Here is a 24206-nt window from a genome sequence, read left to right as displayed (position 1 = left end):
GGTCGCGACCGCGGGGTTCGCCCGCCGCGCTCACCAACGGCCGGCGCCCGTCGCCGGTGCTGGCCCGCCGCGCTCACCAGCGGGGCGTCGCGCCGTCGCGGTCCGGGTCGCCGCCGAGCGCGGCGATGCCGAGCCAGTCGGCGCAGACGTCGGAGGTCGCCGGGTGCAGCGAGCCGCACCGGGCGTCCCGGTAGAGCCGCTCCAGCGGGTGGCCCCGGCGGGTGGCCGAGGTGCCGGCGGCCTCCAGCATGGACGCCGCAACGTCGGCGGCGGTGGTGCCGGCCAGCAGCTTGGCCCGCCACACCCAGCGGTTGGTCTCCGGGTCGCCGGGCGCCTCGTCGACCCGGCGGGCCGCCTCGGCCACCACCAGCTCGGCCGCCGCGACCGCCGCGTCCGCCCGGCCCAGCCGGGGCCGGACCGCGGGCAGGCCGGCGAGGTTACGGGCGTTCAGGTGCTCGGCCGCGGCCTCGATCGCCGCCCGGGCCACCCCGACGTAGACCGCGGCGTAGCTGGCCACCAACCAGTGCGGCATGAGCTGGGCGACCACCAGGGCCAGTCCCTCCACCCCGCCGAGCAGCCGGTCGGCGGGCACGGTGACGTCCAGATGCAGGTCGTGCGAGGAGGTGGCACGCATGCCCAGTGAGTCCCAGGTGGCCTCGACGGTGATGCCCTCGCCGGCCGGCACGAGGAACTGGGAGACCACCGACTGGTCGGCGGCGCTGCGGGCGGCGACCAGATAGCCGTCCGGATGCCCGGCACCCGAGCAGAAGGTCTTGCTGCCCTTGATGTGCCAGCCCCCGTCGACCGGCTCGTACACCGTGCTGAGCTGCGACAGCCGGGCGCCGGCGCCGCGCTCGCTCATCGCCACCGCGTACCAGGCGCCGTCGGCCGCGGCGCGGAGCAGCCGGTCCCGGGCGGCCAGCGCCTCGTCCGGTACGCCGAGCGCCTCGGCCAGTTCCTCGGTGACCGCGCCGAGCGCCCCGGTGACCGAGGCGTGCATGTTGAACACCAGCGCGGTGGCGCCGTTGCCCCGGGCCAGCTCGGTGGCGACGGCGGCGTACCCGGCGAAGCTGGCGCCCGCGCCGCCCAGCTCCCGGGGCACCATCAGCCCGAAGAGCCCGGCCTCCCGCAGGTCGGCGAAGTCGTCGACCGGAAAGGAGCCGTCCCGGTCGTGCCCCGCCGCGCGGGCAGCCAGTCGCGGTGCCAACCGGCGGGCCGCCTCCAGCGCGTGCACAGTCATGTCGCCCCCTTCTCGGCGTCCCTCTACCCCGGCCGGCCCCGGCTATCCGTGCCGGACCCCCTGGCCCTGGTAGAGCACGGCTCTGGACCAGGTCGGCACGATCCGGGGCGTCCGCCCGGGCGGACGGTCGGTGGCGCCGCTCCGCATCCGGCGCAGCAGCCAGGCCAGCGTCCCACCCAGCTCGGGACGGATCCCCCGCAAGCGCAGCGCCACGCCGTGTCGGGCGCACTCGGCGACCAGCGCGCGGGCGTCCACGAACAACCGTGGATCGTGGATGCCGCGTGGCACCGTGGGCAGCCGTTCGCCGATCTCCACCGCGATCAGCCGGGCCAGCACGGTGTCGTTGAGGGTGTCCAGCACCAGCAGGCCGCCCGGACGCAGCAGGCGACACGCCTCGGCCACCGCGCGACGCCAGTCCGGCACGTGTTCCAGCAGTTCGCCGGCCGAGACCACGTCGGCGCAGCCGGCCGCGAGCGGGACGGCGGTGGCGTCGGCGCGGAGCGCGGCCACCCCGTGCGCGGCGGCCTGGACGAGGGCGGAACGGGTGAGGTCCACCCCGATATGCCGGTAGCCCTTGCCGGCCAGGTGCGGGGCGAGCAGCCCGGCGCCGCAGCCGAGGTCGACCAGGACGGCGTCCGACCTGGACGCCGGGGGCACCAGGTCGGCCCGGGCCCGGGCCAGCCAGTGCAGCATCGCGAACGCCCCGTCGGGCCGCCACCACTCGCCGGCCAGGTCGTCGTACTGGCGGGGGTCGTTGGGTGGCAGCACCCGGAGCGGGGTGGACACGGGGGCCGCGTCGCGCATGGACAGAGCGTGACACGACTCCCCGTTAACGACCAGACTTCTCTTATGTCGTCGTCGGTGTTAGGGCTGGTCAGGGCGAGCCATCCGGAGCCGGCCGCCGCGGTCACCGTGGTGGCCGGGCTGCTGGCCTGGGGTGTCGGGCACCGACCCGTCGGGATCGCCGTCGTGGTGCTCACCGTGCTGGCCAGCCAACTCGCCGTCGGGTGGAGCAACGACCTCATCGACGCCGACCGGGACGCCGCGGTGGGACGTACCGACAAGCCGGTGGCCAGCGGGCTGATCGGACGGCGTCCCCTCGCCCGAGCCGCGGTCGCGGCCGCCGTCGCCACCCCGCTGGTGGCGCTGCTCACGGGCGGCGCGGCGGCGCTCTGCGTGACACTCGGGCTGGTGTCGGCGCTGCTCTACAACTGGCCGCTGAAGTCGACCCCGGTGTCCGTGCTGCCGTACGCGGTCTCCTTCGGCACGCTGCCCGCGTTCGTGGTGCTGGCCCTGCCCGGCGCGCCCGCACCCCCGGTCTGGCTGGTAGCCGCCGGCGCCTGCCTGGGCGCCGGGGCCCACTTCGCCAACGTCCTGCCCGACCTGGCCGACGACGCCCGGACCGGGGTGCGCGGGCTGCCGCACCGGCTCGGCGCGGCGGGCAGCCGGGTGGCCGCCGCCGCGCTGCTCCTCGCGGCCACCGTCATCCTGGTCGTCGGGCCGCCCGGGCCGCCGTCGTGGGCGGGCCTGTCGGCGGTCGCCGCCGCCGTCCTGGTACCGGCCCTCGGCTGGTACGCCGGCCGGGCCGCTGCCCGGACCGGTGGCCGGCCGGTGGCCGCCTTCCGGGCGGTGATGCTGGTGGCGCTCATCGATGTGGTCCTGCTGGTGGCGAACGGACGGGTGGTGTGACGGATCCCCGGAAGGTGGCATAACCGGGTCGGCGTGCGGGCCTCGATCAGCCCCAACTACCCTGGAGCGCGGTCTGCGCGGGTATGACCACCCCGTGCCCGGCGTACGGCCGGGTGGGGATCGTGACGAGGAGGACCGACGTGACGCGCTCGATCAGGGGTTCCCGGCGGGCGGCCCTGTTGCTGGCCGGTACGGCGGCGGCGACAAGCCTGCTGCTGTCCGGGTGTGGCGCCGGCCAGGTGGCCGAGACCGCCAAGAAGATCCCGTCGGTGCAGGGCGTCAACGTCCAGACCCCCGACAACGTCTACGCGGTGCGCGGCCTGTACGTGCAGTTCCCCGGCGTCGAGGGCTACCAGGCGGGCGCCGACGCCCCGCTCAACATGGTGATCTACAACGACAGCGCGTCCCCGGTCACCGTGACGGTCACCACCGACAGCGCCCGGGACGTGGTGCTGGCCGGTGCCACGCCGAGCGGCGCCCAGGCGAGCCCGAGCGAGTCGGCCACCGAGCCGGCGTCCGCGTCGCCCAGCCCGACCGAGCCGTCGGCCTCCGCCAGCGCCGCCGAGTCCGCCAGCGCCTCGGCCAGCCCGTCGGCCTCGCCGAGCGAGTCGGCGCCGACCCAGCCGGCCCGGATCGAGATCCCGGCGCTCGGCTACGCCCAGCTCAACGCCAACAGCGGCCGGTTCCTCCAGCTCGTCGGCCTGAACGACAAGCTGCTCTCCGGCCAGCAGGTCGACCTGATCTTCGACTTCGGCAACGGCAAGACCATCAAGACCGCGGCCCCGGTCGGCGTCCCGCTGACCCCGGCCGCGCGCCCTTCGCCGGTCGTGCAGCCCCGCGAGGAGGAGGGTGGCGCCGGCCACCCCGGTGGCCTGGTGGAGGGTGGCGGCCACAGCTGACCGACCCGTTCGTCGACGACACCGCCGGTGTGGCCAGCGCCACGCCGGCGGTGTCGACGTTTCCGGGTGGGCTTTCGTCGTACCGCCCGGTTAGCGTCCTGGGGTGAGCACCTCCCGATCGACGTCCCCCCGCACCACCGCCGCCACCGGCCGGAGCCGGGGCGCCGCCCGCGAGCCGCGCCCGGCGTACGAGTGCGACGCCTGCGGCCACCAGCCACCCAAGTGGGTCGGGCGCTGCCCGGAGTGCGGCGAGTGGGGCTCGGTGGTCGAGTGCACCGTCACCGGGCCGCTGGTCTCCGGCCGGGTGGTCAGCTCCCGGATGCCCGCCGAGCCGGCCCGTCCGATCGCCACCATCAGCGCCGCGCCGGCCCGGGCCCGGCCGACCGGGGTCAGCGAGCTCGACCGGGTGCTCGGCGGTGGCCTCGTGCCCGGTGCGGTGGTGCTGCTCGCCGGCGAGCCGGGGGTCGGCAAGTCGACGCTGCTGCTCGACGTCGCCCAGCAGTGGGCGGCCAACGCCGGCAGCCCGTCCCTGGTGGTGAGCGGCGAGGAGTCGGTCAGCCAGGTGCGGCTGCGCGCCGAGCGGATGGGCACCCTGCACGAGCAGCTCTATCTGGCCGCCGAGAGCGACCTGTCGGCGGTGCTCGGCCACCTCGACGCGGTCAAGCCGGGACTGCTGGTGCTCGACTCGGTGCAGACGATCTCGACCACCGGTACGGAGGGCGTGCCGGGCGGGGTGACCCAGGTCCGGGCGGTCACCGCGGCCCTGGTGACGGTCGCGAAGGAGCGGGGCATCGCCACCGTGCTGGTCGGCCACGTGACGAAGGACGGTCAGGTCGCCGGCCCCCGGGTGCTGGAGCACCTGGTCGACGTGGTGCTGCACTTCGAGGGCGACAAGCACTCGTCGCTGCGGATGGTCCGGGGGGTGAAGAACCGGTTCGGCGCGGCGGACGAGGTGGGCTGCTTCGAGATGCACGAGGGTGGCATCAGCAGCCTGGCCGACCCGTCCGGGCTCTTCCTGACCCGCTACGCCGAGCCGGTGCCGGGCACCTGCGTCACGGTGGCGATGGAGGGCCGGCGGGCCCTGGTGACCGAGGTGCAGGCGCTGATCGGGGCCACCGTGGCCGGCTCGCCGCGGCGTACGGTCTCGGGGCTGGACGGGGCCCGGCTGGCGATGGTCCTGGCGGTGCTCCAGCGGCGGACCGAGCGGCTGACCCTGCACGACCGCGAGGTGTTCGCCGCCACCGTGGGCGGCATCCGGGTGGTGGAGCCGGCGGCCGACCTGGCCGTGGCGCTCGCGGTCGCGTCCGGCGGCCTCAACCTGGCCATCGCCCCGCATCTGGTGGCGATCGGCGAGGTCGGGCTCACCGGCGAGGTGCGCCGGGTCGGTGCGGTCCCCCGCCGGCTGGCCGAGGCGGCCCGGCTCGGTTTCCGGTTGGCCCTGGTGCCGCCGGGCTGTGGTCCGACCAGCAGCGGGGTGACGCAGGACAACATGCGGGTGATCGAGGTCACCGACGTCCGTGCGGCACTTCAGGCGGCCGCCCGCGCGTCCGCGGAGTGACGCGTGGGGCGGCAGGGGCGGACCGGCTGGGCCATTTCGGGCACCGGGCGCACCCGGTTGTTGATCACCGAAGTAGGACATCGTGACACATCACAGTAACCACGAGAGCACCCACCGCACGGCAGTCCGTAGACTGTGCCCGTGCCGATCGACCGCGATGCCACCAAGCCCGCCGCGGCGACGCCGCACGCCCGCACCGGCGCGGTGGGCTCCCCCGCCCGTCCGATCAACGTGACCGTCACCGGAGGCGTCGGCGCCGGCGGAGATCCGCTGCGCGCCAACCTCGCCCTGATGGCGCCGGGCACCGCGCTGCGCGACGGGCTCGAGCGCATCCTGCGCGGCCGCACCGGCGCGCTCATCGTGCTCGGCTACGACAAGGTGGTCGAGCAGCTCTGCACCGGCGGCTTCCCGCTGGACGTGGAGTTCTCCGCCACCCGGGTCCGCGAGCTGTGCAAGATGGACGGCGCCGTGGTGCTCTCCAGCGACGGCACGCGGATCGTCCGGGCCGCGGTGCACCTGATGCCCGACCCGTCCATCCCCACCGAGGAGTCCGGCACCCGGCACCGCACGGCCGAGCGGGTGGCCCGGCAGACCGGCTACCCGGTCATCTCGGTGAGCCAGTCCATGCGGATCATCAGCCTCTACGTCAACGGCCAGCGGCACGTGCTGGACGACTCGGCGGCCATCCTGTCCCGCGCCAACCAGGCCCTGGCCACCCTGGAGCGCTACAAGCTCCGCCTGGACGAGGTCTCCGGCACCCTCTCCGCCCTGGAGATCGAGGATCTGGTGACCGTACGCGACGCGGTGGCCGTGGTGCAGCGGCTGGAGATGGTCCGCCGGATCGCCGACGAGATTGCCGGGTACGTGGTGGAGTTGGGCACCGACGGCCGGCTGCTCGCCCTCCAGCTCGACGAGCTGATGGCCGGCGTGGACGCCGACCGCACCCTGGTCATCCGGGACTACCTCCCGGTCGGCCGCAAGTCCCGCACCCTCGACGAGGCGCTGGTCGAGCTGGACCTGCTCAGCGCCACCGAGCTGATCGACCTGGTGGCGGTGGCCAAGGCCATCGGCTACCCGTCCGCCTCCGACGCCCTCGACGCGGCGGTGAGCCCGCGCGGCTTCCGCCTGCTGGCCAAGGTGCCCCGGCTCCCCACGGCCGTGGTCGACCGGCTGGTGGTGCACTTCGGCAGCCTCCAACGGCTGCTCGGCGCCACCGTGGAGGACCTGCAGACGGTCGAGGGAGTGGGCGACGCCCGCGCCCGGGGGGTCCGCGAGGGCCTGTCCCGGCTCGCCGAGGCGTCCATCCTGGAGCGTTACGTCTGAGCCCGCGTCCGCCCCGGCCGCCGGTCAGCCGGCCTCCGATCAGCCGGTGATGGTCAGCTTCACCGGCTCGCTGAGCTTGGTGCCCACCCGGGCGAAGACCTGGTACGCGCCGGGCTGCGCGTACGGGCCGTCGGCCAGACCGTTCGCGCACTTCGTGCTGTACCGGCCGTTCCAGCCCAGCTCGTAGGAGCGCTCGAAGTTCGGCGTGAACGACTGCACGTCCGAGCCCTTGCCGGTGCCGCAGGTGTCCGAGGACCAGACCTTCTCCGCGCCGACCTTGACGAACAGTTCCTGGAGGTCGGCGCCCACATCCCGGCTGCAGGTACGGTTCGACACGTTCTTGACCTTGAGCCGGAGGGTGACCACCGTGCCCTGCCGGGCGGTGGCCGGCAGGGCCACCGGGGTCACCCGGATCTCGGAGTCGGCGCAGGTGCCGTCGTCGACCACCGGGGCGGCCGGCACGTCGTTGGACCCGCCGCCGCTCTGCCCGCTGTCCGAGCCGCCCGAGTCGCCGCCGGCGTCGCCGGGCGTCGGGGACGGGCTGCCGGAGGTCGGTGTCAGCACCGACCCGGTCGGCTGCGGCGCCGGCCCGGACGCCTTCGCCGAGGGATCGGCACCCGTCGCGCCGGTGTTGTTGCGCTCCGTGCCGGTGCAGGAATAGAGCAGGACAATCAGGAAGAGAAGCCCCGCTCCGAGCACGACGGCGCGACGCCGCCAGTACACGGCGGGTGGCAGGGGGCCGACCGTCAGACGCATGATGCGTTCACCGTAGCGGCGTACCGCACGACGCGGGGCACGACGCGCCGGTACGGACGAACCCGGCCGAGCCGGCCCTCCACACTCGACGGCAGGTCGTCACCGAGCGGCTCCGGACGGGCGCGCAGCGCCATGACCAAGACGGCTCAGAGATAGACCTTGCGCTGGTAGACGGCGTGCGCCCCGGCGACCCGGTCGAGAAAGAGCAGTCCGGCGCAGTGGTCGATCTCGTGCTGGAGCGCCCTCGCCTCGAACCCGTCCGTCACCAGCCGCACCGGCGCGCCGCTGCCCGGCAGCACCCCCTCGACCACGAGGCGGCCGGCCCGCTTCACATCGCCGGTCAGGTCGGGCACCGACATGCAGCCCTCCCGGCCGGCCTTCCAGCGGCTCGCCTCCACCACCTTGGCGTTGCAGAGCACGAAGGTGCCGTGCACCGTGACCGCCTTCGGGTGGCCGGTGACGTCCACCGCGAACACCTGCGCGCCCACCCCGACCTGCGGCGCGGCGAGGCCGACACAGCCCGGCGAGACCCGCATGGTGGCGACCAGGTCGGCGGCGAGACGGATCACCTCGGTTGAGGTCGGGTCGACCTCCGGCCCGGGCCGGCTGAGCACCGGGTCGGGCGCGGCGACCACCGGACGCACCTCGCCCGGCACGCCGAGCGCCTCGGGGGTCCAGCCACCCAGGCCGACGTACTCGGCGGTCACAGCAGGTCCGGGTCCGCCGGCCGGAGGCTGACGCCCACGCCCAGCTCGGCAGCGGTACGGGCCAGCCGGCCGGCCACCTCGTCGGAGCTGCCCGCCGGCAGTTCCACCTCGGCGACCACCACGTAGAGGGACCCGGTCAGCCGGGTGCTCAGATCGGTGACATTGCCGCCCGCGTCGGCCAGCACCCGGGTCATCGCCGCGACGATGCCCATCCGGTCCGCGCCGTGCACCGCCATCACGTACGGCTCGCCGGCCGGCGCGGTCCGCCCGTCGGGGGTGACCGCGCGTACGGTGGCCAGCAGTTGGCCGTCCGCGGCGAGCGGGGCCAGCGCGGCCTCGACCTCGGCGGCGGCCGGGCCCACGCAGATCAGGGTCATCGCGAAGTGTCCCCGCAGCCGGGTCATCGTGGAGTCGGTGAGGTTCGCGCCGAGCCGCGCGAGGGCCTCGGCGACGTCGGCCACGATGCCCGGCCGGTCCCGGCCGATGACGGTGATCGCGAGCTCGTTCATCCGGACATTCTGCCCCGTCGGCCCTGGTCGGCCGCGGGGGCCCGGCCCGCCCGCCCATCCTGCGAGAAAGCCGTCCGTGACATGATCGGCAGCGCGATGTCTGAGCCCACCTTCGCCACCCTGGTCAGCCGGTGGTACGAGCGGAACGCCCGCGACCTGCCGTGGCGCGAGCCGGGCGCCGGCGCCTGGGCCATCCTGGTCAGCGAGGTCATGCTCCAGCAGACGCCGGTGGTCCGGGTGCTGCCCGCCTGGGAGGCGTGGCTGGCCCGCTGGCCCGTCCCGGCCGCGCTCGCCGAGGACACTCCAGCCGAGGCGATCCGGATGTGGGGCCGGCTCGGCTACCCCCGCCGGGCCGTCCGGCTGCGGGACTGCGCGGTGGCGATCGTGGAGCGGCACGGCGGTACGGTGCCGGACCGGCTGGACCAGTTGCTGGCCCTGCCAGGCGTCGGGACGTACACGGCCCGGGCGGTGGCGGCGTTCGCGTACGGGCAGCGGCACCCGGTGGTCGACACCAACGTGCGCCGGGTGGTCTGCCGGGCGGTCGCCGGGGAGCCGGACGCCGGACCGGCCACCTGCCCCGCCGACCTGGTGGCCACCGAGGAACTGCTGCCGGCGGAGCCCGCCGCGGCGGCCCTGGCCAGCGCCGCGTTCATGGAACTCGGCGCCATGATCTGCACCGCCCGCGCACCGCGCTGCACGATCTGCCCGGTCGAGTCCGTCTGCGCCTGGCGGGCGTCCGGGCAGGAGGCCCCGGCCGGCCCGACCCGCCGCCCCCAGCGCTACGCCGGCACCGACCGCCAGGTACGCGGCCTGCTGCTCGCGGTGCTCCGCGAGGCGACCGACCCGGTGCCGCACCAACGGCTGGACCAGGTGTGGCACGACGACGTGCAGCGGGCCCGGGCCCTGGCCGGGCTGGTCACCGACGGACTGGTCGAACCCGTCGGCGAGGAGTCCTTCCGCCTGCTCGGCGACGGCCCCCCGATCCCGCTCCCCCGCCCCTGATCCCACCCCGGGCCGCCGGCGGACCTGGCGGTATCTCGCCCCCGCGAGGACGCCGAATCGCCGAACTGGCGGCATTACGCCGACGCGGACACCACCACATCGCCGACCTCGCGTCGATCAAGCGCGACGGCGACGCGGCCGGATTTGCGCCGAGCCGGCAAGGCGGTCCGGCGAGACGGTGTGGGGCAGGGCGGGGCAGGAGCAGGGCAGGAGCAGGAAAAGGCGACGGCCCCGGTGGCTTTCGCCGACCGGGGCCGTCGCCCTGTTTGATGTGCCTTACTCGTCCGCACCTGCGGTGGCGGCGCCACCGAGGTCCGCCGGGACGGCGTCCGGCACGGCCACCGGCCGGTCGGCGCCCCGGAAGACGAGCTTGGACTTGTCGATGTTGCTCGGGTCGCCCTCGCAGTCCACCACCACGATCTGACCCGGGGTCAGCTCGTTGAAGAGGATCCGCTCGGAGAGGTTGTCCTCGATGTCGCGCTGGATCGTGCGACGCAGCGGCCGCGCGCCCAGCACCGGGTCGAAGCCCTTCTTCGCCAGGTACTTCTTGGCGTTGTCGGTCAGCTCCAGGCCCATGTCCTTGTTCTTCAGCTGGGTCTCGATCCGCTGGATCATGATGTCCACGATCGACAGGATCTCGTTCTCCCGCAGCTGGTGGAAGACGATGGTGTCGTCGATCCGGTTCAGGAACTCGGGCCGGAAGTGCTGCTTGAGCTCGTCGTTGACCTTCTGCTTCATCCGGTCGTAGTTCGACTCGGAGTCCTCAGAGGCCTGGAAGCCCAGCGAGACCGCCTTGGCGACGTCCCGCGTACCGAGGTTGGTGGTCAGGATGATGACCGTGTTCTTGAAGTCCACGATCCGACCCTGGCCGTCCGTGAGCCGCCCGTCCTCCAGGATCTGGAGGAGCGTGTTGAACACGTCCGGGTGGGCCTTCTCGATCTCGTCGAACAGGACCACCGAGAACGGCCGACGGCGCACCTTCTCGGTCAGCTGCCCGCCCTCGTCGTAGCCGACGTAGCCGGGAGGGGCACCCACCAGCCGGGACACCGTGTACCGGTCGTGGAACTCGGACATGTCCAGCTGGATGAGGGCGTCCTCGCTGCCGAACAGGAATTCGGCGAGCGCCTTGGACAGCTCGGTCTTACCCACACCGGACGGGCCGGCGAAGATGAACGAGCCGGACGGGCGCTTCGGGTCCTTCAGGCCGGCCCGGGTACGCCGGATCGCCTTCGAGACCGCCTTGACCGCGTCCTCCTGGCCGATGACGCGCTTGTGCAGCTCGTCCTCCATGCGCAGCAGGCGCGAGGTCTCCTCCTCGGTCAGCTTGTAGACCGGGATGCCGGTCCAGTTGCCGAGCACCTCGGCGATCTGCTCGTCGTCGACCTCGCTGACGACGTCCAGGTCACCGGCCTTCCACTCCTTCTCCCGCTGGGCCTTCTGGCCGAGCAGCTGCTTCTCCTTGTCGCGGAGCTGAGCGGCCCGCTCGAAGTCCTGCGCGTCGATCGCGGACTCCTTGTCGCGGCGCACCTGGGCGATGCGCTCGTCGAAGTCACGCAGGTCTGGCGGCGCGGTCATCCGGCGGATGCGCATCCGGGCACCGGCCTCGTCGATCAGGTCGATCGCCTTGTCCGGCAGGAAGCGGTCGGAGATGTACCGGTCGGCCAGGGTGGCGGCGGCCACCAGGGCGGCGTCGGTGATGCTCACCCGGTGGTGCGCCTCGTAGCGGTCCCGCAGGCCCTTGAGGATCTCGATGGTGTGCGCCAGCGAGGGCTCACCCACCTGGATCGGCTGGAAGCGGCGCTCGAGAGCGGCGTCCTTCTCCAGGTGCTTGCGGTATTCGTCGAGGGTGGTGGCGCCGATGGTCTGCAGCTCGCCACGGGCCAGCATCGGCTTGAGGATGCTGGCGGCGTCGATCGCGCCCTCGGCGGCACCCGCACCCACCAGGGTGTGGATCTCGTCGATGAACAGGATGATGTCGCCGCGGGTGCGAATCTCCTTGAGCACCTTCTTCAGGCGCTCCTCGAAGTCGCCGCGGTAGCGCGAGCCGGCCACCAGGGCACCGAGGTCCAGCGTGTAGAGCTGCTTGTCCTTCAGCGTCTCGGGCACCTCGCCCTTGATGATCTTCTGGGACAGCCCCTCCACCACGGCGGTCTTGCCGACGCCGGGCTCACCGATCAGGACCGGGTTGTTCTTGGTACGGCGGGAGAGCACCTGCATGACCCGCTCGATTTCCTTCTCGCGCCCGATGACCGGGTCGAGCTTGCCCTCGCGGGCGGCCTGGGTCAGGTTGCGGCCGAACTGGTCCAGCACGAGGCTGGTCGACGGCGCGGCCTCACCCGGCGCGGCACCTGCCGCGGCCGGCTCCTTGCCCTGGTAGCCGGAGAGCAGCTGGATCACCTGCTGGCGGACTCGGTTGAGGTCCGCGCCGAGCTTGACCAGCACCTGGGCGGCGACGCCCTCACCCTCGCGGATCAGGCCGAGCAGGATGTGCTCCGTGCCGATGTAGTTGTGGCCGAGCTGCAGCGCCTCACGCAGCGACAGCTCCAGCACCTTCTTGGCCCGCGGCGTGAACGGGATGTGCCCGCTCGGCGCCTGCTGGCCCTGGCCGATGATCTCCTCGACCTGCTGGCGGACGCCCTCGAGGGAGATGCCGAGGCTCTCCAGGGCCTTTGCCGCGACACCCTCACCCTCGTGGATCAGGCCCAGCAGGATGTGCTCCGTACCGATGTAGTTGTGGTTGAGCATCCGGGCCTCTTCCTGGGCCAGGACGACAACCCGTCGCGCTCGGTCGGTGAACCGCTCGAACATGCCCTCGTGCTCCTCACGTGCCGTGCGCCTTGATGGTCTAGATCTTGGCGGGGCCGGTGCGCGGACGTCCGGGACGGGCGTCCGTGCCTCCTTACTCTATCGCCGCGGACCGACTCCGCTGAGGTCGTGCGACCCCGCGAATGGCCGTTCACGCGTCGTTTCTGACAACCGTCCACGCTCAGGAGGTGTTCCGGTACCCCTGCCTGTACGCGCAGAGCGAAATTCGACCGTGGGTGGAAAAGCCCGGTCGGGGGCTCCCCGGACGTCTCCGGGCCGGGGCGGGCGGCGTCAGTGCCGGCCGCCGGTCATCCACAACCTGTGGACAAGTTCTCCACTGCCTGTGGACAACTTCCCCCACGGCGGTTTTCTTCCCGGTCCCGGCCCAGGTTTCCCGGCACTCGACCGCCGCTCCCGACGGCCGCGGGACGTACCGGACAGACGGCGCGAGAGGGCTGAAACGGCGACGCCGGCCCGGAGTGGCACTCCGGTCCGGCGTCGTAGTCGCCTGGTAGGGCGCGTCGGCTCAGTGGCCCGCCTTCGCGTGGTACTCGTCGACGATCTCCTGCGGGATGCGGCCTCGGTCCGAGATGTCCTTGCCGGCCTTCTTGGCCCAGGCCCGGATGGCCTTGTTCTGCTCGCGGTCGGCGGTCGCGCCGCCCCGGCCACGCGCGGCCCGGCCACCGACGACCACCCCGCCGCGCCCGACCTTGGTGCCGTGGGCGATGTACTGAGCGAATACGTCGCGCAATTTCTCGGCATTGGGAGCCGACAGGTCGATCTCGTACTGCACGCCGTCGAGCGCGAACTTGACGGTCTCGTCAGCGTCCCCGCCGTCCAGGTCATCGACCAGCTTGTGAATGATCTGCTTGGCCACAGCCCCACATTCCTTTCGAGCAGGGTGGTGCTCCCGTTATTACAGGAGCACGATAACCCGCCCGACACTTGCCGCGTCAATAGGACCCGGTAACGACCCGGTAGTGCTTCGCGGCTACTCGGGGCGGACCAACGGGAACAGGATGGTTTCCCGAATTCCCAGGCCGGTCAGCGCCATCAAGAGCCGGTCGATTCCCATTCCCATACCGCCGGCCGGCGGCATTCCGTACTCCATCGCCCGGAGAAAGTCCTCGTCCAGTCGCATGGCCTCGTCGTCGCCGCGGGCGGCGAGCTGCGCCTGGGCCACCAGCCGCTCCCGCTGCACCACCGGGTCGACCAGCTCGGAATACGCGGTGCCCAGCTCGAAGCCGAGCACGTAGAGGTCCCACTTCTCGGCCAGGCCCGGCTCCGTGCGGTGCGCCCGGGTCAGCGGGCTGGTCTCCTCCGGATAGTCGCGCACGAAGGTGGGCGCCTGCAGCGACGGGACGACCAGTTCCTCGAACAGCTCCTCGGCCAGCTTGCCCGGACCCCACTTGGGGTCGACACCGAGCCCGACCTTGTCCGCGTACTCGACCAGGCGGGATCTTTCCGTGCGCACGGTGACCTCCTCACCGAGCGCTTCGGAAAGAACACCGAACAGCGTCACCGACCGCCACTCGCCGCCGAGATCGAACTCGCGGCCGTCGGCGTGGGTGACCACCGTCGAGCCACCCACCGCGATCGCGGCCTGCTGCACGAGATTACGGGTCAGCTCGGCCATCGTGTTGTAGTCGCCGTACGCCTGGTAGGCCTCGAGCATCGCGAACTCGGGCGAGTGCGAGGAGTCGATGCCCTCATTACGGAAGTTGCGGTTGATCTCGAAGACCTGGTCCACACCGCCGACCACGGCACGCTTGAGAAACAGTTCCGGCGCGATTCGCAGATACAGATCGGTGCTGAGCGCATTGCTGTGGGTCACGAATGGGCGGGCCGCCGCGCCACCGTGCAGCAACTGGAGCATCGGGGTCTCCACCTCGACAAAGCCCTGCGCGTGCAGGGTGTCGCGGAGGCTGCGCACGGCGGCGGCGCGGGTGCGTACCATCTGCCGCGCCTGCGGCCGAACGACCAGGTCCACGTAGCGCTGGCGGACCCGGGCCTCCTCGCTCAGCGGCTTGTGCGCCACCGGCAGGGGGCGGAGCGCCTTGGCGGTGACCGCCCACTCCTCGACCAGCACCGACAGCTCGCCGCGCCGGCTGGTGATCACCTCACCGGTGACCCCGACGTGGTCGCCGAGGTCGACCAGGCGCTTCCAGTCCTCCAGCCGCTCCGGGCCGACCCGGTCCAGCGAGAGCATCGCCTGCAGTTCGGTGCCGTCACCGTCCCGCAGCGTGGCGAAGCAGAGCTTGCCGGTGTTGCGTACGAAGATCACCCGGCCGGTGACCGAGACCCGGTCGCCGGTGGCGGTGTCGGTGGGCAGGTCGGCGTACTGCGCCCGGATCCGGGCCAGCGTGCTGGTCCGGGGGTATCCGACCGGGTACGGCTCGACGCCCTCGGCGAGCATCCGGTCCCGCTTCTCCCGGCGGACCTTCATCTGCTCCGGAAGGTCGTCGGCGGGGTCGACTGGCACGGCGTTCTGCTCGGTCACGGCACGCTTCCTCAAGCCTTGGGAAAAATCGGCGGGTCAGCCCATGAGCGTACTCAAGCGGCCTGCTGGCCGTTACGGGATAACCTGCCGCTCATGACGGACCCCACTCAGGCGCTCTCCTTCGGCGTCGCCGCCGCCGAGTACGACCGGTTCCGCCCCCGGTATCCCGAGGCAGCGCTGCGCTGGGCGCTCGACGGGCTCGTCGTGCCGGCCAAGGTGGTGGACCTGGGCGCGGGGACCGGCATCCTCAGCCGGGGCGTGCTCGCGCTCGGCCACGACGTCGTACCGGTGGAACCGGATCCGGGAATGCGGGCGCAACTGGCAGTCGCCACCCCGGGCACGACGGCGCTGGCCGGCAGCGCCGAGGCGATGCCGCTGCCGGACGGGTCGGCGGACGCCGTCCTGGTCGGCCAGGCCTACCACTGGTTCGACAAGGAGCCTGCGCACGCCGAGATCGCCCGGGTGCTGCGGTCCGGCGGCACCTTCGCCCCGATCTGGAACGTCCGCGACGAGCGGGTTACCTGGGTGGCGGAACTGACCCGGATCGCCCACCTCGGCGACACCGCCGGCGACGTGACCGAGAAGTACGGCGACTTCGGCCCCGCCTTCGAGCCGGTCGAGCTGGGCGAGTTCGCCCACACCACCACACTCACGCCCGACGAGGTGGTGGGCATGCTGCACACCCGCTCGTACTGGCTCACCGCCCCGGCGGAGGAGCAGGAAAAGATCGACCGGGAACTCCGGGAGCTCTTCGCGACCCACCCGGACCTGGCCGGGCGGGAGACCGTCGAACTCCCCTACCGCACGTTCGTCTTCCGCTCCCGACGGCGCTGAACCACCGAAGGGTTTCCGGGCAGCCCGACCGGCGGAGGGATCAAGCCTGACCGCCCGGAGCCGGTTGGGCTGCCCGGAAACCCACCGGGTCAGAGGTTCCGCTCATAAACCATCCGCAGGCCGATGAGCGTGATCATCGGCTCGTGGTGGGTAATCGTGCGGCACTCGTTGAGCACCAGGGCAGCCAGGCCACCGGTGGCGATCACCGCCTTCACCTCGCCCAGCTCCTCGGTCATCCGCTCGACGATCCGGTCCACCTGGCCGGCGAAGCCGAAGTAGAGGCCGGCCTGGAGGCACTCGACGGTGTTCTTGCCGATCACCGACCGGGGCATGGTGGCCTCCACCTTGCGCAGCTGGGCGGCGCGGGCGGCCAGCGCGTCGAAGGAGATCTCGATGCCCGGCGCGAAGGCGCCGCCGAGGAACTCGCCCCGGCCGCTGATCACGTCAAAGTTGGTGGTCGTGCCGAAGTCCACCACGATCGACGGCCCGCCGTAGAGGGTGTACGCGGCCAGGGTGTTGACCACCCGGTCCGCGCCGACCTCCTTGGGGTTGTCGATGGCGAGCTGCACCCCGGTGCGTACCCCGGGCTCGACGATCACACTCGGCAGGTCCGCGTAGTAGCGGGCCAGCATGGTGCGCAGTGAGCGCAGCGCGGCCGGCACCGTGGAGCAGGCGGCCACCCCGGTGATCTCCACGGCGTCACCGGCGAGCAGTCCCCGGAACATCAGACCCAGCTCGTCGGCGGTGGAGCGGGCGTCGGTCTTGATCCGCCAGGAGTGCACCAGCTTGTCGCCGTCGAAGGTCGCCAGCACGGTGTTGGTGTTTCCGATGTCGATGCAGAGCAGCACGCTGGCAGCCTAGACGGCGCTCGCGCCGCGGGTGAGCGCGAGGAGTGAGCCGGGTTTGCGAGCCCCGCAGTCGCGAACGAAGACCAGCACAGCTCATTCCGTGCGCAGATCCAGGGCGATGTCCAGGATCGGCGAGGAGTGGGTCAGCGCGCCCACCGAGAGGAAGTCCACCCCGGTCGCGCCGTACTCGGCCGCCACCGGCAGGGTCAGCCCACCGGTCGCCTCCAGCTCGGCCCGGTCGCCCACCGCCGCGACCACCTCGCGCAGCTGCGCCGGGGTCATGTTGTCCAGCAGCAGGAAGTCGGCGCCCGCCTCGACCGCCTCCACCGCCTCGGCCAGGGTGTCCACCTCCACCTGCACCGGCACGTCCGGGAACGCCTCCCGGACCCGGCGGTAGGCGGCGGCGATCCCGCCCGCGGCGACCTTGTGGTTGTCCTTGATCATGGCGACGTCGTGCAGACCCATCCGCTTGTTGGTGCCGCCGCCGGCGCGGACCGCGTACTTCTCCAGGGCGCGCAGGCCGGGGGTGGTCTTGCGGGTGTCGAGCACCATCGCCTTGCTGCCGGCCAGGGCGTCGGCCCAGGCCCGGGTGTGGGTGGCCACCCCGGACATCCGGCACAGCAGGTTGAGCGCCGTCCGCTCGGCGGTGAGCAGCAGCCGGGTCGGGCCGGCCACCGTGGCCAGCACGTCGCCGCGGGCCACCCGCTGCCCGTCCTGGGCCACCAGCGACACCTCCACCGTACGGCCGGCGCCGGTCACCTCGCCCACCAGCTCGAACACGGCCGCGGCCACGGCCAGCCCGGCCACCACGCCGTCGGCCCGGGCGACCAGGTCACCAGTGTCGTGCTGGGCGGCCGGGATGGTGGCGACGCTGGTGACGTCGAGGAAGTCGGGACCCAGGTCCTCGGCGAGCGCGTCGACGATCACCCGCCGTACCCGCTCCGGGTCCAAGCCGCCGGCCCGCAGGGCCCGCTCCGTCGACTCCCTCACCGTGCCTCCTCTGTTCGCGACTGCGGGGCTCGCAAAACCGGCTCACTCCTCGCGCTCACCGTGCCTCCTCTGTTCGCGACTGCGGGGCTCGTTCCTCCCAGCGCTCGGTCAACCGTCCCTCGGTCCCGACCCCGGCGACGAGATGGCCCAGCCACCGGTCGTCGGCCGTCGGGAAGTCCTCCCGCCAGTGGCAGCCCCGGGTCTCCCGACGGGTGTACGCGGCGACGACCAGCGCCGACGCCACGGTGATCAGGTTCGTCGCCTCCCAGTCGGCGGTACGCGGAACCCCCCGGCCCTGACCCAGCTCAGTGAGCGTGCCGGCCGTCGCGGCCAGGCTCTGCGCCGAGCGGAGCACCCCCGCCCCCCGGGTCATCGCCCGCTGCAGGGTGGCGGTGGTCGCGGCCGGCACCACCCAGCCCTGGCCACCCACCCAGGCGCCGGTCTCGGCCGGCTTCGCCTGCTCGGGCAGCCCGGCGGCGACGTCCTCGGCGATCCGGCGGGAGAAGACCAGCCCCTCCAGCAGCGAGTTGCTGGCCAGCCGGTTGGCACCGTGCACCCCCGTGCAGGCCACCTCGCCGCAGGCGTACAGGCCGGGGATCGAGGTGCGACCGTGCAGGTCGGTACGGACGCCGCCGGAGGCGTAGTGGGCGGCCGGCGCGACCGGGATCAGGTCGGTCGCCGGGTCCACCCCGATCGCCAGGCAGGACGCCACGATGGTCGGGAAACGCCGGGCCAGGAAGTCCCCGCCGAGGTGCCGGGCGTCCAGGAAGACGTGGTCCGCGCCGGTGGCCAGCAGCACCCGGTGGATGCCCTTGGCGACCACGTCCCGCGGAGCCAGCTCGGCCAGCTCGTGCTGGCCGACCATGAACCGCTTGCCGTCACCGTCGACCAGATGGGCGCCCTCGCCGCGCAGCGCCTCGGAGACCAGCGGCTGCTGGGCCCGGGCGGCGCCGGGCGCGCCGGCCGGCACGATCAGCGCGGTCGGGTGGAACTGGACGAACTCCACGTCGGTGACCGCCGCGCCGGCCCGCATGGCGAGCGCCACGCCGTCGCCGGTGGAGACCGCCGGGTTGGTGGTGGCCGCGAAGATCTGGCCCATGCCGCCGGTGGCCAGCACCACCGCCCGGGCCAGGAGCGCCCCGACGCCGTCCTCACTGCCCTCGCCCAGCACGTGCAGGGTGATCCCACACGCCGGGCCGAGCCCGTCCGGGCCGTCCCCGGGGGCGCGCAGCAGGTCCAGCACGAGGGCGTGCTCGACCAGCCGGATCCACGGGTCGCGGTGGACCGCCGCGTGCAGCGCCCGCTGCACCTCGGCCCCGGTGGCGTCGCCGCCGGCGTGCACGATCCGGTCCGCCCGGTGGCCGCCCTCGCGGGTGAGCATCAGCGAGCCGTCCGGGTTACGGTCGAACTCGGCCCCGATCCGCATCAGCTCGCGCAGCCGGGTCGGGCCCTCCTCCACCAGCACGCGGACCGCCGCCGGGTCGCAGAGGCCGACCCCGGCCACCTCGGTGTCGTACGCGTGCGCGGCCGGGGTGTCGGTCGGGTCGAGCACGGCGGCGATGCCGCCCTGCGCCCAGCGGGTCGAGCCCTCGTCCATGTTGACCTTGGTGACCACCGTGACGTGCAGCCCCGCCTCGCGCAGGTGCAGCGCGGCGGTCAGCCCGGCGACCCCGGAGCCCACCACGATCACGTCCGTGGTCTCCACCCAGCCGGGTGCGGGCGCGGCCAGCAGCCTGGGCAGGGCCGGCAGGTCGACGGTCGGAACGTCCATGAGCACAGTCAACCCGAACGTCCCTCGCCCCGGGCGGCGGGGGCGGGACGAGTGGTTTCGGCTACCTCGTCCGCACCGGCAGGCCGGCCGGCCCGGCACCCTTCAGGGAGGCGGTGACCGTCCGGTCGCTGAGCCACAGGTAGCAGCGGACACCACGGTCACCGACGGCCCACCGGCCGGCGCCGGGCGGGCGTACCACCACACCGCTGCGGAAGCGCAGGGTCGCGTCGTCGGGCACGCCGACGTACCGGGCGAGGACACTGTTGCAGCCGGCGTAGAGCGGAACCCAGTCGGCGTCCCTCGTCGGGTAGGGGCGGTCCGGCGCCGGCCACACCCCGACGAACTCGGCGTCGTGCGCGGTGCCGCAGTCCACCGGGGACAGCGTCTGCACCCGCCGGGCATCGCTGCCGGTGCGCTGGCAGCCCAGCCGCAGCGCGGACGGCCCCTTCAGCGCGTCCCGCAGGCTGCCCGTCCGGGTCACCACCTGCGCCGCCGCCTCGACCGTGGTCAGCTCGGTCAGGTCGCAGCGGTACCACCGGGAGCCGGCCGTCCAGCCGGGCCCGGTGGGCAGGGCCACCGCCAGCCGCAGCCGCCCGGCCCGCCAGTTGTCGCCAACAAACCCGCTGGCCCGGGCGTCGCAGTCGGCGAACGCCGTGCGCAGCTCGGGCGAGGCGGGGGCCGGTGGGGCGGTGCGGTCGGCCGGGAAGGCGCCCACGTGCACCGTCTCCACCCGGTGCGGCAGGTCGCAGCCCACCGGGTCGTAGCCGGCCAGGCCGACCGTGGCGGTGAAGTCGGCGACCTGGCAGACCCCGGCCGCCGGGGTGAACGCCCCGGCCGCCGGCAGCGCGGCCCAGTCGTCGGTGAGGTCCCCGTCCAGCCCGCCGGCCCCGGCGCAGCCGGCCAGGGCGGCCCCCGCGACCAGGGCGGCGACCAGGATCGTCATCGCACGGCGCATCGCGGCCTCCCCCAGCGACGACCGTCAACCCGACGGTCCGCCCAGGGTAGCCGGAAATGACCTTCCGGTGACAGACCGTGCTGTCCGGGTCAGTTCAGGGCGGCGGCGAGCGGGTTGGGCACCGGGTCACCGGCGGTGCCGGCGGCGGCGGTGGTCGGATCGGCGGTCAGGTCGACCACCTTGTTGTCGGCGTCGACGTGCACCACCCGCGGCTGGTACGTCCGCGCCTCGGCGTCGTCCATCTGCCCGTACGAGATGAGGATCACCAGGTCACCGGGGTGCACCAGGTGCGCCGCGGCGCCGTTGATGCCGATCACGCCGCTGCCCCGCCGCCCCGGGATCACATATGTCTCCAGCCGGGCCCCGTTGGTGATGTCGACGATCGCCACCTGCTCGCCGGGGAGCAGGTCGGCGGCGTCGAGCAGCTCCTCGTCCACAGTCACCGAGCCGACGTAGTGCAGGTCGGCCTGGGTCACGGTGGCCCGGTGGATCTTCGACTTGAGCATGGTCCGGAGCATCGGGTCCCTTTCCGGGGTGTGGTGGTGCGTTCAGGAGCGCGGCGCGAGCCGGATCGCCGTGTTGTCGATCAGACGGGTGGTGCCCACCCAGGCGGCGATCAGCAGCCGCGCCGGACCGGCCACCGGCCCCGGCTCCAGGTCGGCGTCGGTGAGCACCAGATAGTCGAGGCGGGCGCCGGGTGTACCGGAGTCGAAGGCGCGGTGGGCGGCGGCCAGCACCCCGCCCGCGTCCGCGCCCTGCTCGGCGGCCTCGACGCCGGCCCGCAGCGCGGCCGACAGGTTCAGTGCCGAAGCCCGCTCCTGCGGCGAGAGGTAGCGGTTGCGGCTGGACAGGGCCAGGCCGTCCGGCTCCCGTACGGTCGGCACGCCGACGATCTCGGTCGGCACGTCCAGGTCGCGGACCATCCGCCGGACCAGGGTGAGCTGCTGGTAGTCCTTCTCGCCGAAGAAGGCCAGGTCGGGGCGGGTGAGCTGGAGCAGCTTCAGCACCACGGTGAGTACGCCGTGAAAGAAGCCGGGGCGGCTCAGCCCCTCCAGGTCCTCGCCGAGCGGGCCCGGGTTCAACCGGACCGTCGGCTGGCCGTTCGGGTACATGTCGGCCACCGCCGGGGCGAAGACCACGTCCGCGCCGGCCCGCCGGCAGATCTCCAGGTCGGCTTCGAGGGTGCGCGGGTAACGGTCGAAGTCCTCGTTCGGGCCGAACTGGAGCGGGTTCACGAAGATCGTGACGAGCACGTGGTCGGCCTGCTCCCGGGCGGCCCGGAGCAGTGTCTCGTGCCCGGAGTGCAGCGCGCCCATGGTCATCACCACGCCGACCGTGCCGGTCAGCCCGTCCCGCGCCGCCGTCAGTTCCTTGCGCGTGTGCACCAGCTCGGTCATAGCGTCACCTCGGTTCGCGACTGCGGGGCTCGCAAGATCGGCTCACTCCTCGCGCTCACGCAGCCACCTCCCCGTAGATCCCGGTCAGCACGTCCAGCAGCGACTCCGCGTCCGCCGGGCGCAGTCGGCCGGCCGCGATGGCGCGGTCTGCCGTCCGTCGGGCCAACGCCAGGTAGGGGGCCACGGATTCCGGCGCGGTCGTCGCCAGCCGCTCCAGGTGCCGGCGTACGGTGCCGGCATCGCCCCGGGAGACCGGGCCGGTGAGCGCGTCGTCACCGAGCCGCAGGGCGTTCTCCAGGGCGGCCCGCAGCAGCGGGGCGAGCACCTTCTCCGGCCGGTCCACCCCGGCGTCGCGCAGCCGGTCGGCCGCCTCGTTGACCAGGGTCACCAGGTGGTTGGCGCCGTGCGCCAGCGCCGCGTGGTAGAGCGGGCGGTCGGCCTCCGCCACCCACTCCGGCACCCCACCCAGGTCGGCGACCAGCCGGGCGGCGAGCGGACGCAGCTCCGGCGGGGCGGTCACCCCGTACGAGATGCCGGGCAGGCGGGTCAGGTCGTCCGGCGTACCGGTGAAGGTCATCGCCGGGTGCAGCGCGAGCGGCCGGGCACCGACCGCGGCGGCCGGGGCGAGGACGGCCAGCCCGTGCGCGCCGGACGTGTGCGCGACCACCTGGCCGGGGCGCAGCGCGCCGGCCTCGGCCAGGCCGGCGATCACGCCGGCCAGGGCGTCGTCGGGGACCGCCACGATCAGCAGGTCCGTGGCGGCGCGGGCGACCGCGGTCACGGACCGGTTCGGGGTCCGCGGCAGCAGCAGCGCCAGCCGGGCCTGCGCGGCACCGGAGGCGCCGGAGGCGGCGGCCACCCGGTGGCCGGCGGCGGCGAGGGCCGCGCCGAGCACGGCGCCGACCCGGCCGGCGCCGAGCACGCCGACGGTGAGGGCGCGCGGAAAGACGAGCGGGGCGCCGGAGGGGGCGCCACCCGGCGGTACGGCGAGCCCGCGCGGGGCGGCCGGACGCGGGCGCAGCGGTGCGCTCATGACAATCGATCCAGTCCTCGATGGGGGTACCGGTCGATCGCAAGTATGCGCCGGGGTCACGGACCCTGAACAAGCATGTGTGAAAACCTTCACCGAGCGTGTGGAACGCGGAATTCTGGGCACCGGGTGAGCCGCCGCCGGCACCGGCCACAGCCCGGTCGTACCGTCAGCGGGTGACCTTCCCCGAGCAGCCGCTGCCGTGGCGAGCGGCGATGGAGCGGGCGCTCTACGGTCCGGGCGGATTCTTCGTCTCCGGTGCCGGGCCGGCCGCCCACTTCCGCACCAGCGTGCACGCCTCCCCGGTGCTTTCCTCCTGCCTGCTGCGCCTCCTCAACTCCCTTGATCGTGCGCTGGGTCACCCCCCTCGTCTTGACGTGGTGGACGTGGGGGCTGGGCGGGGTGAGCTGCTTCGGGCGCTGCTCGCGGGGACCGCCCCGGCCGCCGCCCGCCCGTTGCCCTCCGGGCTCGGGTCGCTCTCCGCCGGGCCGTCGCCCGCCGCGCCGCTCCCGCTCGCCGACCGGGTACGCCTCACCGCCGTCGAGAAGGCACCCCGCCCCGACGACCTCCCGGCGGAGATCCACTGGGCCGACGAGATCCCGGACCGGATCACCGGACTATTGCTGGCCACCGAGTGGCTGGACAACGTCCCGCTGGACCTGGCCGTGGACACTCCCGAGGGCTGGCGATATCTGCTGGTGGACCCGACGAGTGAAGAGTCGGTGGGTGATCTGGTCGACGCGGCGGATGCCGACTGGCTGGACCGGTGGTGGCCGTTGACCGGAAGCGACGGGATCAGCTTGACCGGCTCGGGGTTCCGGGCGGCCCGGCCGGCGGAGGGATCAAGCCTGACCGCCCGGAGCCGGTCGGGCTGCCCGGAACCCCCCACGGCATCAAGGGCCGAGATCGGCAGGACCCGGGACAAAGCCTGGGCCGAAGCCGTCCAGCGAATCGAGAAGGGCTGCGCGCTGGCCGTGGACTACGGGCACCTGAGGGACGGCCGGCCGGTGGAGGGAACGTTGACCGGGTATCGGGGTGGGCGGCAGGTGCCGCCGGTGCCGGACGGGTCGTGCGACGTTACCGCGCACGTCGCCATGGACTCGGTCGCCGCTGCCGGTGAGCGGGTCGCCGGGTGTGCGTACACCTTGATCACGCAGTGGGAAGGGCTGCGGGCGCTCGGGGCCGACGGCGGGCGACCGCCGCGGAGCCTGGCCGCCCAGGATCCCGCCGGGTACGTTCGGGCGCTCGCCGCCGCGTCGGCGGTGGCCGAGCTGACCGACCCGGCCGGCCTGGGCGGGCACTGGTGGCTGCTGCAACCGGTCGGCGTCCCGGTCGCCCAGGTCATGCCCGGCTGGGATCCCTGCGCCTGCCCGGGATGACCGTCATGGTTGGG

Annotated in this window: 22 protein-coding genes; 7 read left to right on the top strand and 15 right to left on the bottom strand. The window is 73.4% G+C overall.

Annotation, left to right across the window (positions count from 1 at the left end):
• Nucleotides 1-73: 73 nt before the first annotated feature.
• Together ACGF4F_RS16860 and ACGF4F_RS16855 are read right to left on the bottom strand one after the other, a co-directional pair.
• Complete coding sequence (locus ACGF4F_RS16860; RefSeq protein WP_393078169.1) at nucleotides 74-1240, bottom strand: acyl-CoA dehydrogenase family protein; 1167 nt, start codon at nucleotides 1238-1240, stop codon at nucleotides 74-76.
• Nucleotides 1241-1282: 42 nt separating this feature from the next.
• Complete coding sequence (locus ACGF4F_RS16855; RefSeq protein WP_357439596.1) at nucleotides 1283-2044, bottom strand: methyltransferase domain-containing protein; 762 nt, start codon at nucleotides 2042-2044, stop codon at nucleotides 1283-1285.
• A 45-nt stretch (nucleotides 2045-2089) separates the two neighbouring features.
• Between ACGF4F_RS16855 and ACGF4F_RS16850 the strand changes: the two genes are divergently transcribed.
• The 4 genes from ACGF4F_RS16850 (at nucleotide 2090) to disA (ending at nucleotide 6709) form a co-directional block, all read left to right on the top strand.
• Nucleotides 2090-2929: a UbiA family prenyltransferase gene (locus tag ACGF4F_RS16850; RefSeq protein WP_357439594.1), complete on the top strand. Its 840-nt coding sequence runs from the start codon at nucleotides 2090-2092 to the stop codon at nucleotides 2927-2929.
• A 140-nt stretch (nucleotides 2930-3069) separates the two neighbouring features.
• A complete protein-coding gene (locus ACGF4F_RS16845; protein WP_357439591.1) occupies nucleotides 3070-3828 on the top strand; it encodes a hypothetical protein in 759 nt (252 codons plus the stop codon).
• Between the two features lie 103 nt (nucleotides 3829-3931).
• Nucleotides 3932-5386 carry a DNA repair protein RadA gene (gene radA, locus ACGF4F_RS16840; protein WP_357439590.1) on the top strand — a complete coding sequence of 485 codons (1455 nt, stop codon included), beginning with the start codon at nucleotides 3932-3934 and terminating at the stop codon, nucleotides 5384-5386.
• Nucleotides 5387-5527: 141 nt separating this feature from the next.
• Nucleotides 5528-6709: a DNA integrity scanning diadenylate cyclase DisA gene (gene disA / locus ACGF4F_RS16835; RefSeq protein WP_357439587.1), complete on the top strand. Its 1182-nt coding sequence runs from the start codon at nucleotides 5528-5530 to the stop codon at nucleotides 6707-6709.
• A 39-nt stretch (nucleotides 6710-6748) separates the two neighbouring features.
• Here the strand turns inward: disA and ACGF4F_RS16830 are convergent, their stop codons facing one another.
• From ACGF4F_RS16830 to ACGF4F_RS16820, 3 genes are all read right to left on the bottom strand, one after another.
• A complete protein-coding gene (locus ACGF4F_RS16830; protein WP_393078164.1) occupies nucleotides 6749-7465 on the bottom strand; it encodes a hypothetical protein in 717 nt (238 codons plus the stop codon).
• A 146-nt stretch (nucleotides 7466-7611) separates the two neighbouring features.
• On the bottom strand, nucleotides 7612-8172 hold the full coding sequence (locus ACGF4F_RS16825) for a peptide deformylase (RefSeq protein ID WP_357439581.1): 561 nt from the start codon (nucleotides 8170-8172) through the stop codon (nucleotides 7612-7614).
• Complete coding sequence (locus tag ACGF4F_RS16820; protein ID WP_393078161.1) at nucleotides 8169-8681, bottom strand: glycine cleavage system protein R; 513 nt, start codon at nucleotides 8679-8681, stop codon at nucleotides 8169-8171. The genes ACGF4F_RS16825 and ACGF4F_RS16820 overlap by 4 nt, the downstream gene beginning before the upstream one ends.
• 96 nt (nucleotides 8682-8777) lie before the next feature.
• On the opposite strand from ACGF4F_RS16820, the gene ACGF4F_RS16815 reads away from it, so the two are divergent.
• On the top strand, nucleotides 8778-9683 hold the full coding sequence (locus tag ACGF4F_RS16815) for an A/G-specific adenine glycosylase (RefSeq protein WP_393078158.1): 906 nt from the start codon (nucleotides 8778-8780) through the stop codon (nucleotides 9681-9683).
• Between the two features lie 276 nt (nucleotides 9684-9959).
• On the opposite strand, the gene ACGF4F_RS16810 is transcribed toward ACGF4F_RS16815, so the two are convergent.
• The 3 genes from ACGF4F_RS16810 to lysS all read right to left on the bottom strand — a co-directional run bounded on the left by ACGF4F_RS16810 (nucleotide 9960) and on the right by lysS (nucleotide 14988).
• Nucleotides 9960-12491: an ATP-dependent Clp protease ATP-binding subunit gene (locus ACGF4F_RS16810; protein WP_073837748.1), complete on the bottom strand. Its 2532-nt coding sequence runs from the start codon at nucleotides 12489-12491 to the stop codon at nucleotides 9960-9962.
• Nucleotides 12492-13014: 523 nt separating this feature from the next.
• Nucleotides 13015-13365: an Lsr2 family protein gene (locus ACGF4F_RS16805; RefSeq protein ID WP_148793152.1), complete on the bottom strand. Its 351-nt coding sequence runs from the start codon at nucleotides 13363-13365 to the stop codon at nucleotides 13015-13017.
• Nucleotides 13366-13479: 114 nt separating this feature from the next.
• Nucleotides 13480-14988, bottom strand: coding sequence for a lysine--tRNA ligase (lysS, locus tag ACGF4F_RS16800; protein WP_357439573.1), 1509 nt, complete (start codon nucleotides 14986-14988; stop codon nucleotides 13480-13482).
• A 93-nt stretch (nucleotides 14989-15081) separates the two neighbouring features.
• Here lysS and ACGF4F_RS16795 point away from each other — a divergent pair, with 93 nt between their 5' ends.
• Nucleotides 15082-15822, top strand: coding sequence for a class I SAM-dependent methyltransferase (locus tag ACGF4F_RS16795; protein WP_357439570.1), 741 nt, complete (start codon nucleotides 15082-15084; stop codon nucleotides 15820-15822).
• An 89-nt stretch (nucleotides 15823-15911) separates the two neighbouring features.
• Here the strand turns inward: ACGF4F_RS16795 and ACGF4F_RS16790 are convergent, their stop codons facing one another.
• The 7 genes from ACGF4F_RS16790 to ACGF4F_RS16760 all read right to left on the bottom strand — a co-directional run bounded on the left by ACGF4F_RS16790 (nucleotide 15912) and on the right by ACGF4F_RS16760 (nucleotide 22816).
• Nucleotides 15912-16670: a type III pantothenate kinase gene (locus tag ACGF4F_RS16790; RefSeq protein ID WP_357439568.1), complete on the bottom strand. Its 759-nt coding sequence runs from the start codon at nucleotides 16668-16670 to the stop codon at nucleotides 15912-15914.
• 93 nt (nucleotides 16671-16763) lie between these two features.
• Nucleotides 16764-17660 (bottom strand): carboxylating nicotinate-nucleotide diphosphorylase, encoded by an 897-nt coding sequence (gene nadC / locus ACGF4F_RS16785; RefSeq protein ID WP_393078152.1) that lies wholly within the window; start codon nucleotides 17658-17660, stop codon nucleotides 16764-16766.
• A gap of 55 nt (nucleotides 17661-17715) precedes the next feature.
• Complete coding sequence (locus ACGF4F_RS16780; RefSeq protein WP_393078149.1) at nucleotides 17716-19431, bottom strand: L-aspartate oxidase; 1716 nt, start codon at nucleotides 19429-19431, stop codon at nucleotides 17716-17718.
• Nucleotides 19432-19492: 61 nt separating this feature from the next.
• Nucleotides 19493-20386, bottom strand: a complete 894-nt coding sequence (locus ACGF4F_RS16775) for a septum formation family protein (RefSeq protein WP_393078147.1) — start codon at nucleotides 20384-20386, stop codon at nucleotides 19493-19495.
• 89 nt (nucleotides 20387-20475) lie between these two features.
• Nucleotides 20476-20904, bottom strand: coding sequence for an aspartate 1-decarboxylase (gene panD, locus ACGF4F_RS16770; protein ID WP_357439558.1), 429 nt, complete (start codon nucleotides 20902-20904; stop codon nucleotides 20476-20478).
• 30 nt (nucleotides 20905-20934) lie between these two features.
• Entirely contained in the window at nucleotides 20935-21783 is an 849-nt protein-coding gene (gene panC, locus ACGF4F_RS16765; protein ID WP_393078143.1) for a pantoate--beta-alanine ligase, read from the bottom strand.
• 55 nt (nucleotides 21784-21838) lie between these two features.
• Entirely contained in the window at nucleotides 21839-22816 is a 978-nt protein-coding gene (locus tag ACGF4F_RS16760; RefSeq protein WP_393078140.1) for a Rossmann-like and DUF2520 domain-containing protein, read from the bottom strand.
• Between the two features lie 212 nt (nucleotides 22817-23028).
• On the opposite strand from ACGF4F_RS16760, the gene ACGF4F_RS16755 reads away from it, so the two are divergent.
• Nucleotides 23029-24192 (top strand): SAM-dependent methyltransferase, encoded by a 1164-nt coding sequence (locus ACGF4F_RS16755; protein ID WP_393078435.1) that lies wholly within the window; start codon nucleotides 23029-23031, stop codon nucleotides 24190-24192.
• Nucleotides 24193-24206 lie beyond the last annotated feature (14 nt).

Source organism: Micromonospora sp. NPDC047740, assembly GCF_043204735.1.
Lineage (GTDB): Bacteria > Actinomycetota > Actinomycetes > Mycobacteriales > Micromonosporaceae > Micromonospora.
This window is presented reverse-complemented; position numbering and strand designations above follow the sequence as displayed.

Bases quoted from the DNA above. Each gene is read 5' to 3' on its own strand.
- ACGF4F_RS16780 (WP_393078149.1), bottom strand. From the start codon at position 19,431: ATGGACGTTCCGACCGTCGACCTGCCGGCCCTGCCCAGGCTGCTGGCC.
- ACGF4F_RS16760 (WP_393078140.1), bottom strand. From the start codon at position 22,816: ATGAGCGCACCGCTGCGCCCGCGTCCGGCCGCCCCGCGCGGGCTCGCC.
- ACGF4F_RS16830 (WP_393078164.1), bottom strand. From the start codon at position 7,465: ATGCGTCTGACGGTCGGCCCCCTGCCACCCGCCGTGTACTGGCGGCGT.
- ACGF4F_RS16850 (WP_357439594.1), top strand. From the start codon at position 2,090: ATGTCGTCGTCGGTGTTAGGGCTGGTCAGGGCGAGCCATCCGGAGCCG.
- panD (WP_357439558.1), bottom strand. From the start codon at position 20,904: ATGCTCCGGACCATGCTCAAGTCGAAGATCCACCGGGCCACCGTGACC.
- ACGF4F_RS16860 (WP_393078169.1), bottom strand. From the start codon at position 1,240: ATGACTGTGCACGCGCTGGAGGCGGCCCGCCGGTTGGCACCGCGACTG.
- ACGF4F_RS16755 (WP_393078435.1), top strand. From the start codon at position 23,029: ATGGAGCGGGCGCTCTACGGTCCGGGCGGATTCTTCGTCTCCGGTGCC.
- ACGF4F_RS16815 (WP_393078158.1), top strand. From the start codon at position 8,778: ATGTCTGAGCCCACCTTCGCCACCCTGGTCAGCCGGTGGTACGAGCGG.
- ACGF4F_RS16855 (WP_357439596.1), bottom strand. From the start codon at position 2,044: ATGCGCGACGCGGCCCCCGTGTCCACCCCGCTCCGGGTGCTGCCACCC.
- panC (WP_393078143.1), bottom strand. From the start codon at position 21,783: ATGACCGAGCTGGTGCACACGCGCAAGGAACTGACGGCGGCGCGGGAC.
- ACGF4F_RS16775 (WP_393078147.1), bottom strand. From the start codon at position 20,386: ATGCGCCGTGCGATGACGATCCTGGTCGCCGCCCTGGTCGCGGGGGCC.
- ACGF4F_RS16810 (WP_073837748.1), bottom strand. From the start codon at position 12,491: ATGTTCGAGCGGTTCACCGACCGAGCGCGACGGGTTGTCGTCCTGGCC.
- ACGF4F_RS16795 (WP_357439570.1), top strand. From the start codon at position 15,082: ATGACGGACCCCACTCAGGCGCTCTCCTTCGGCGTCGCCGCCGCCGAG.
- ACGF4F_RS16820 (WP_393078161.1), bottom strand. From the start codon at position 8,681: ATGAACGAGCTCGCGATCACCGTCATCGGCCGGGACCGGCCGGGCATC.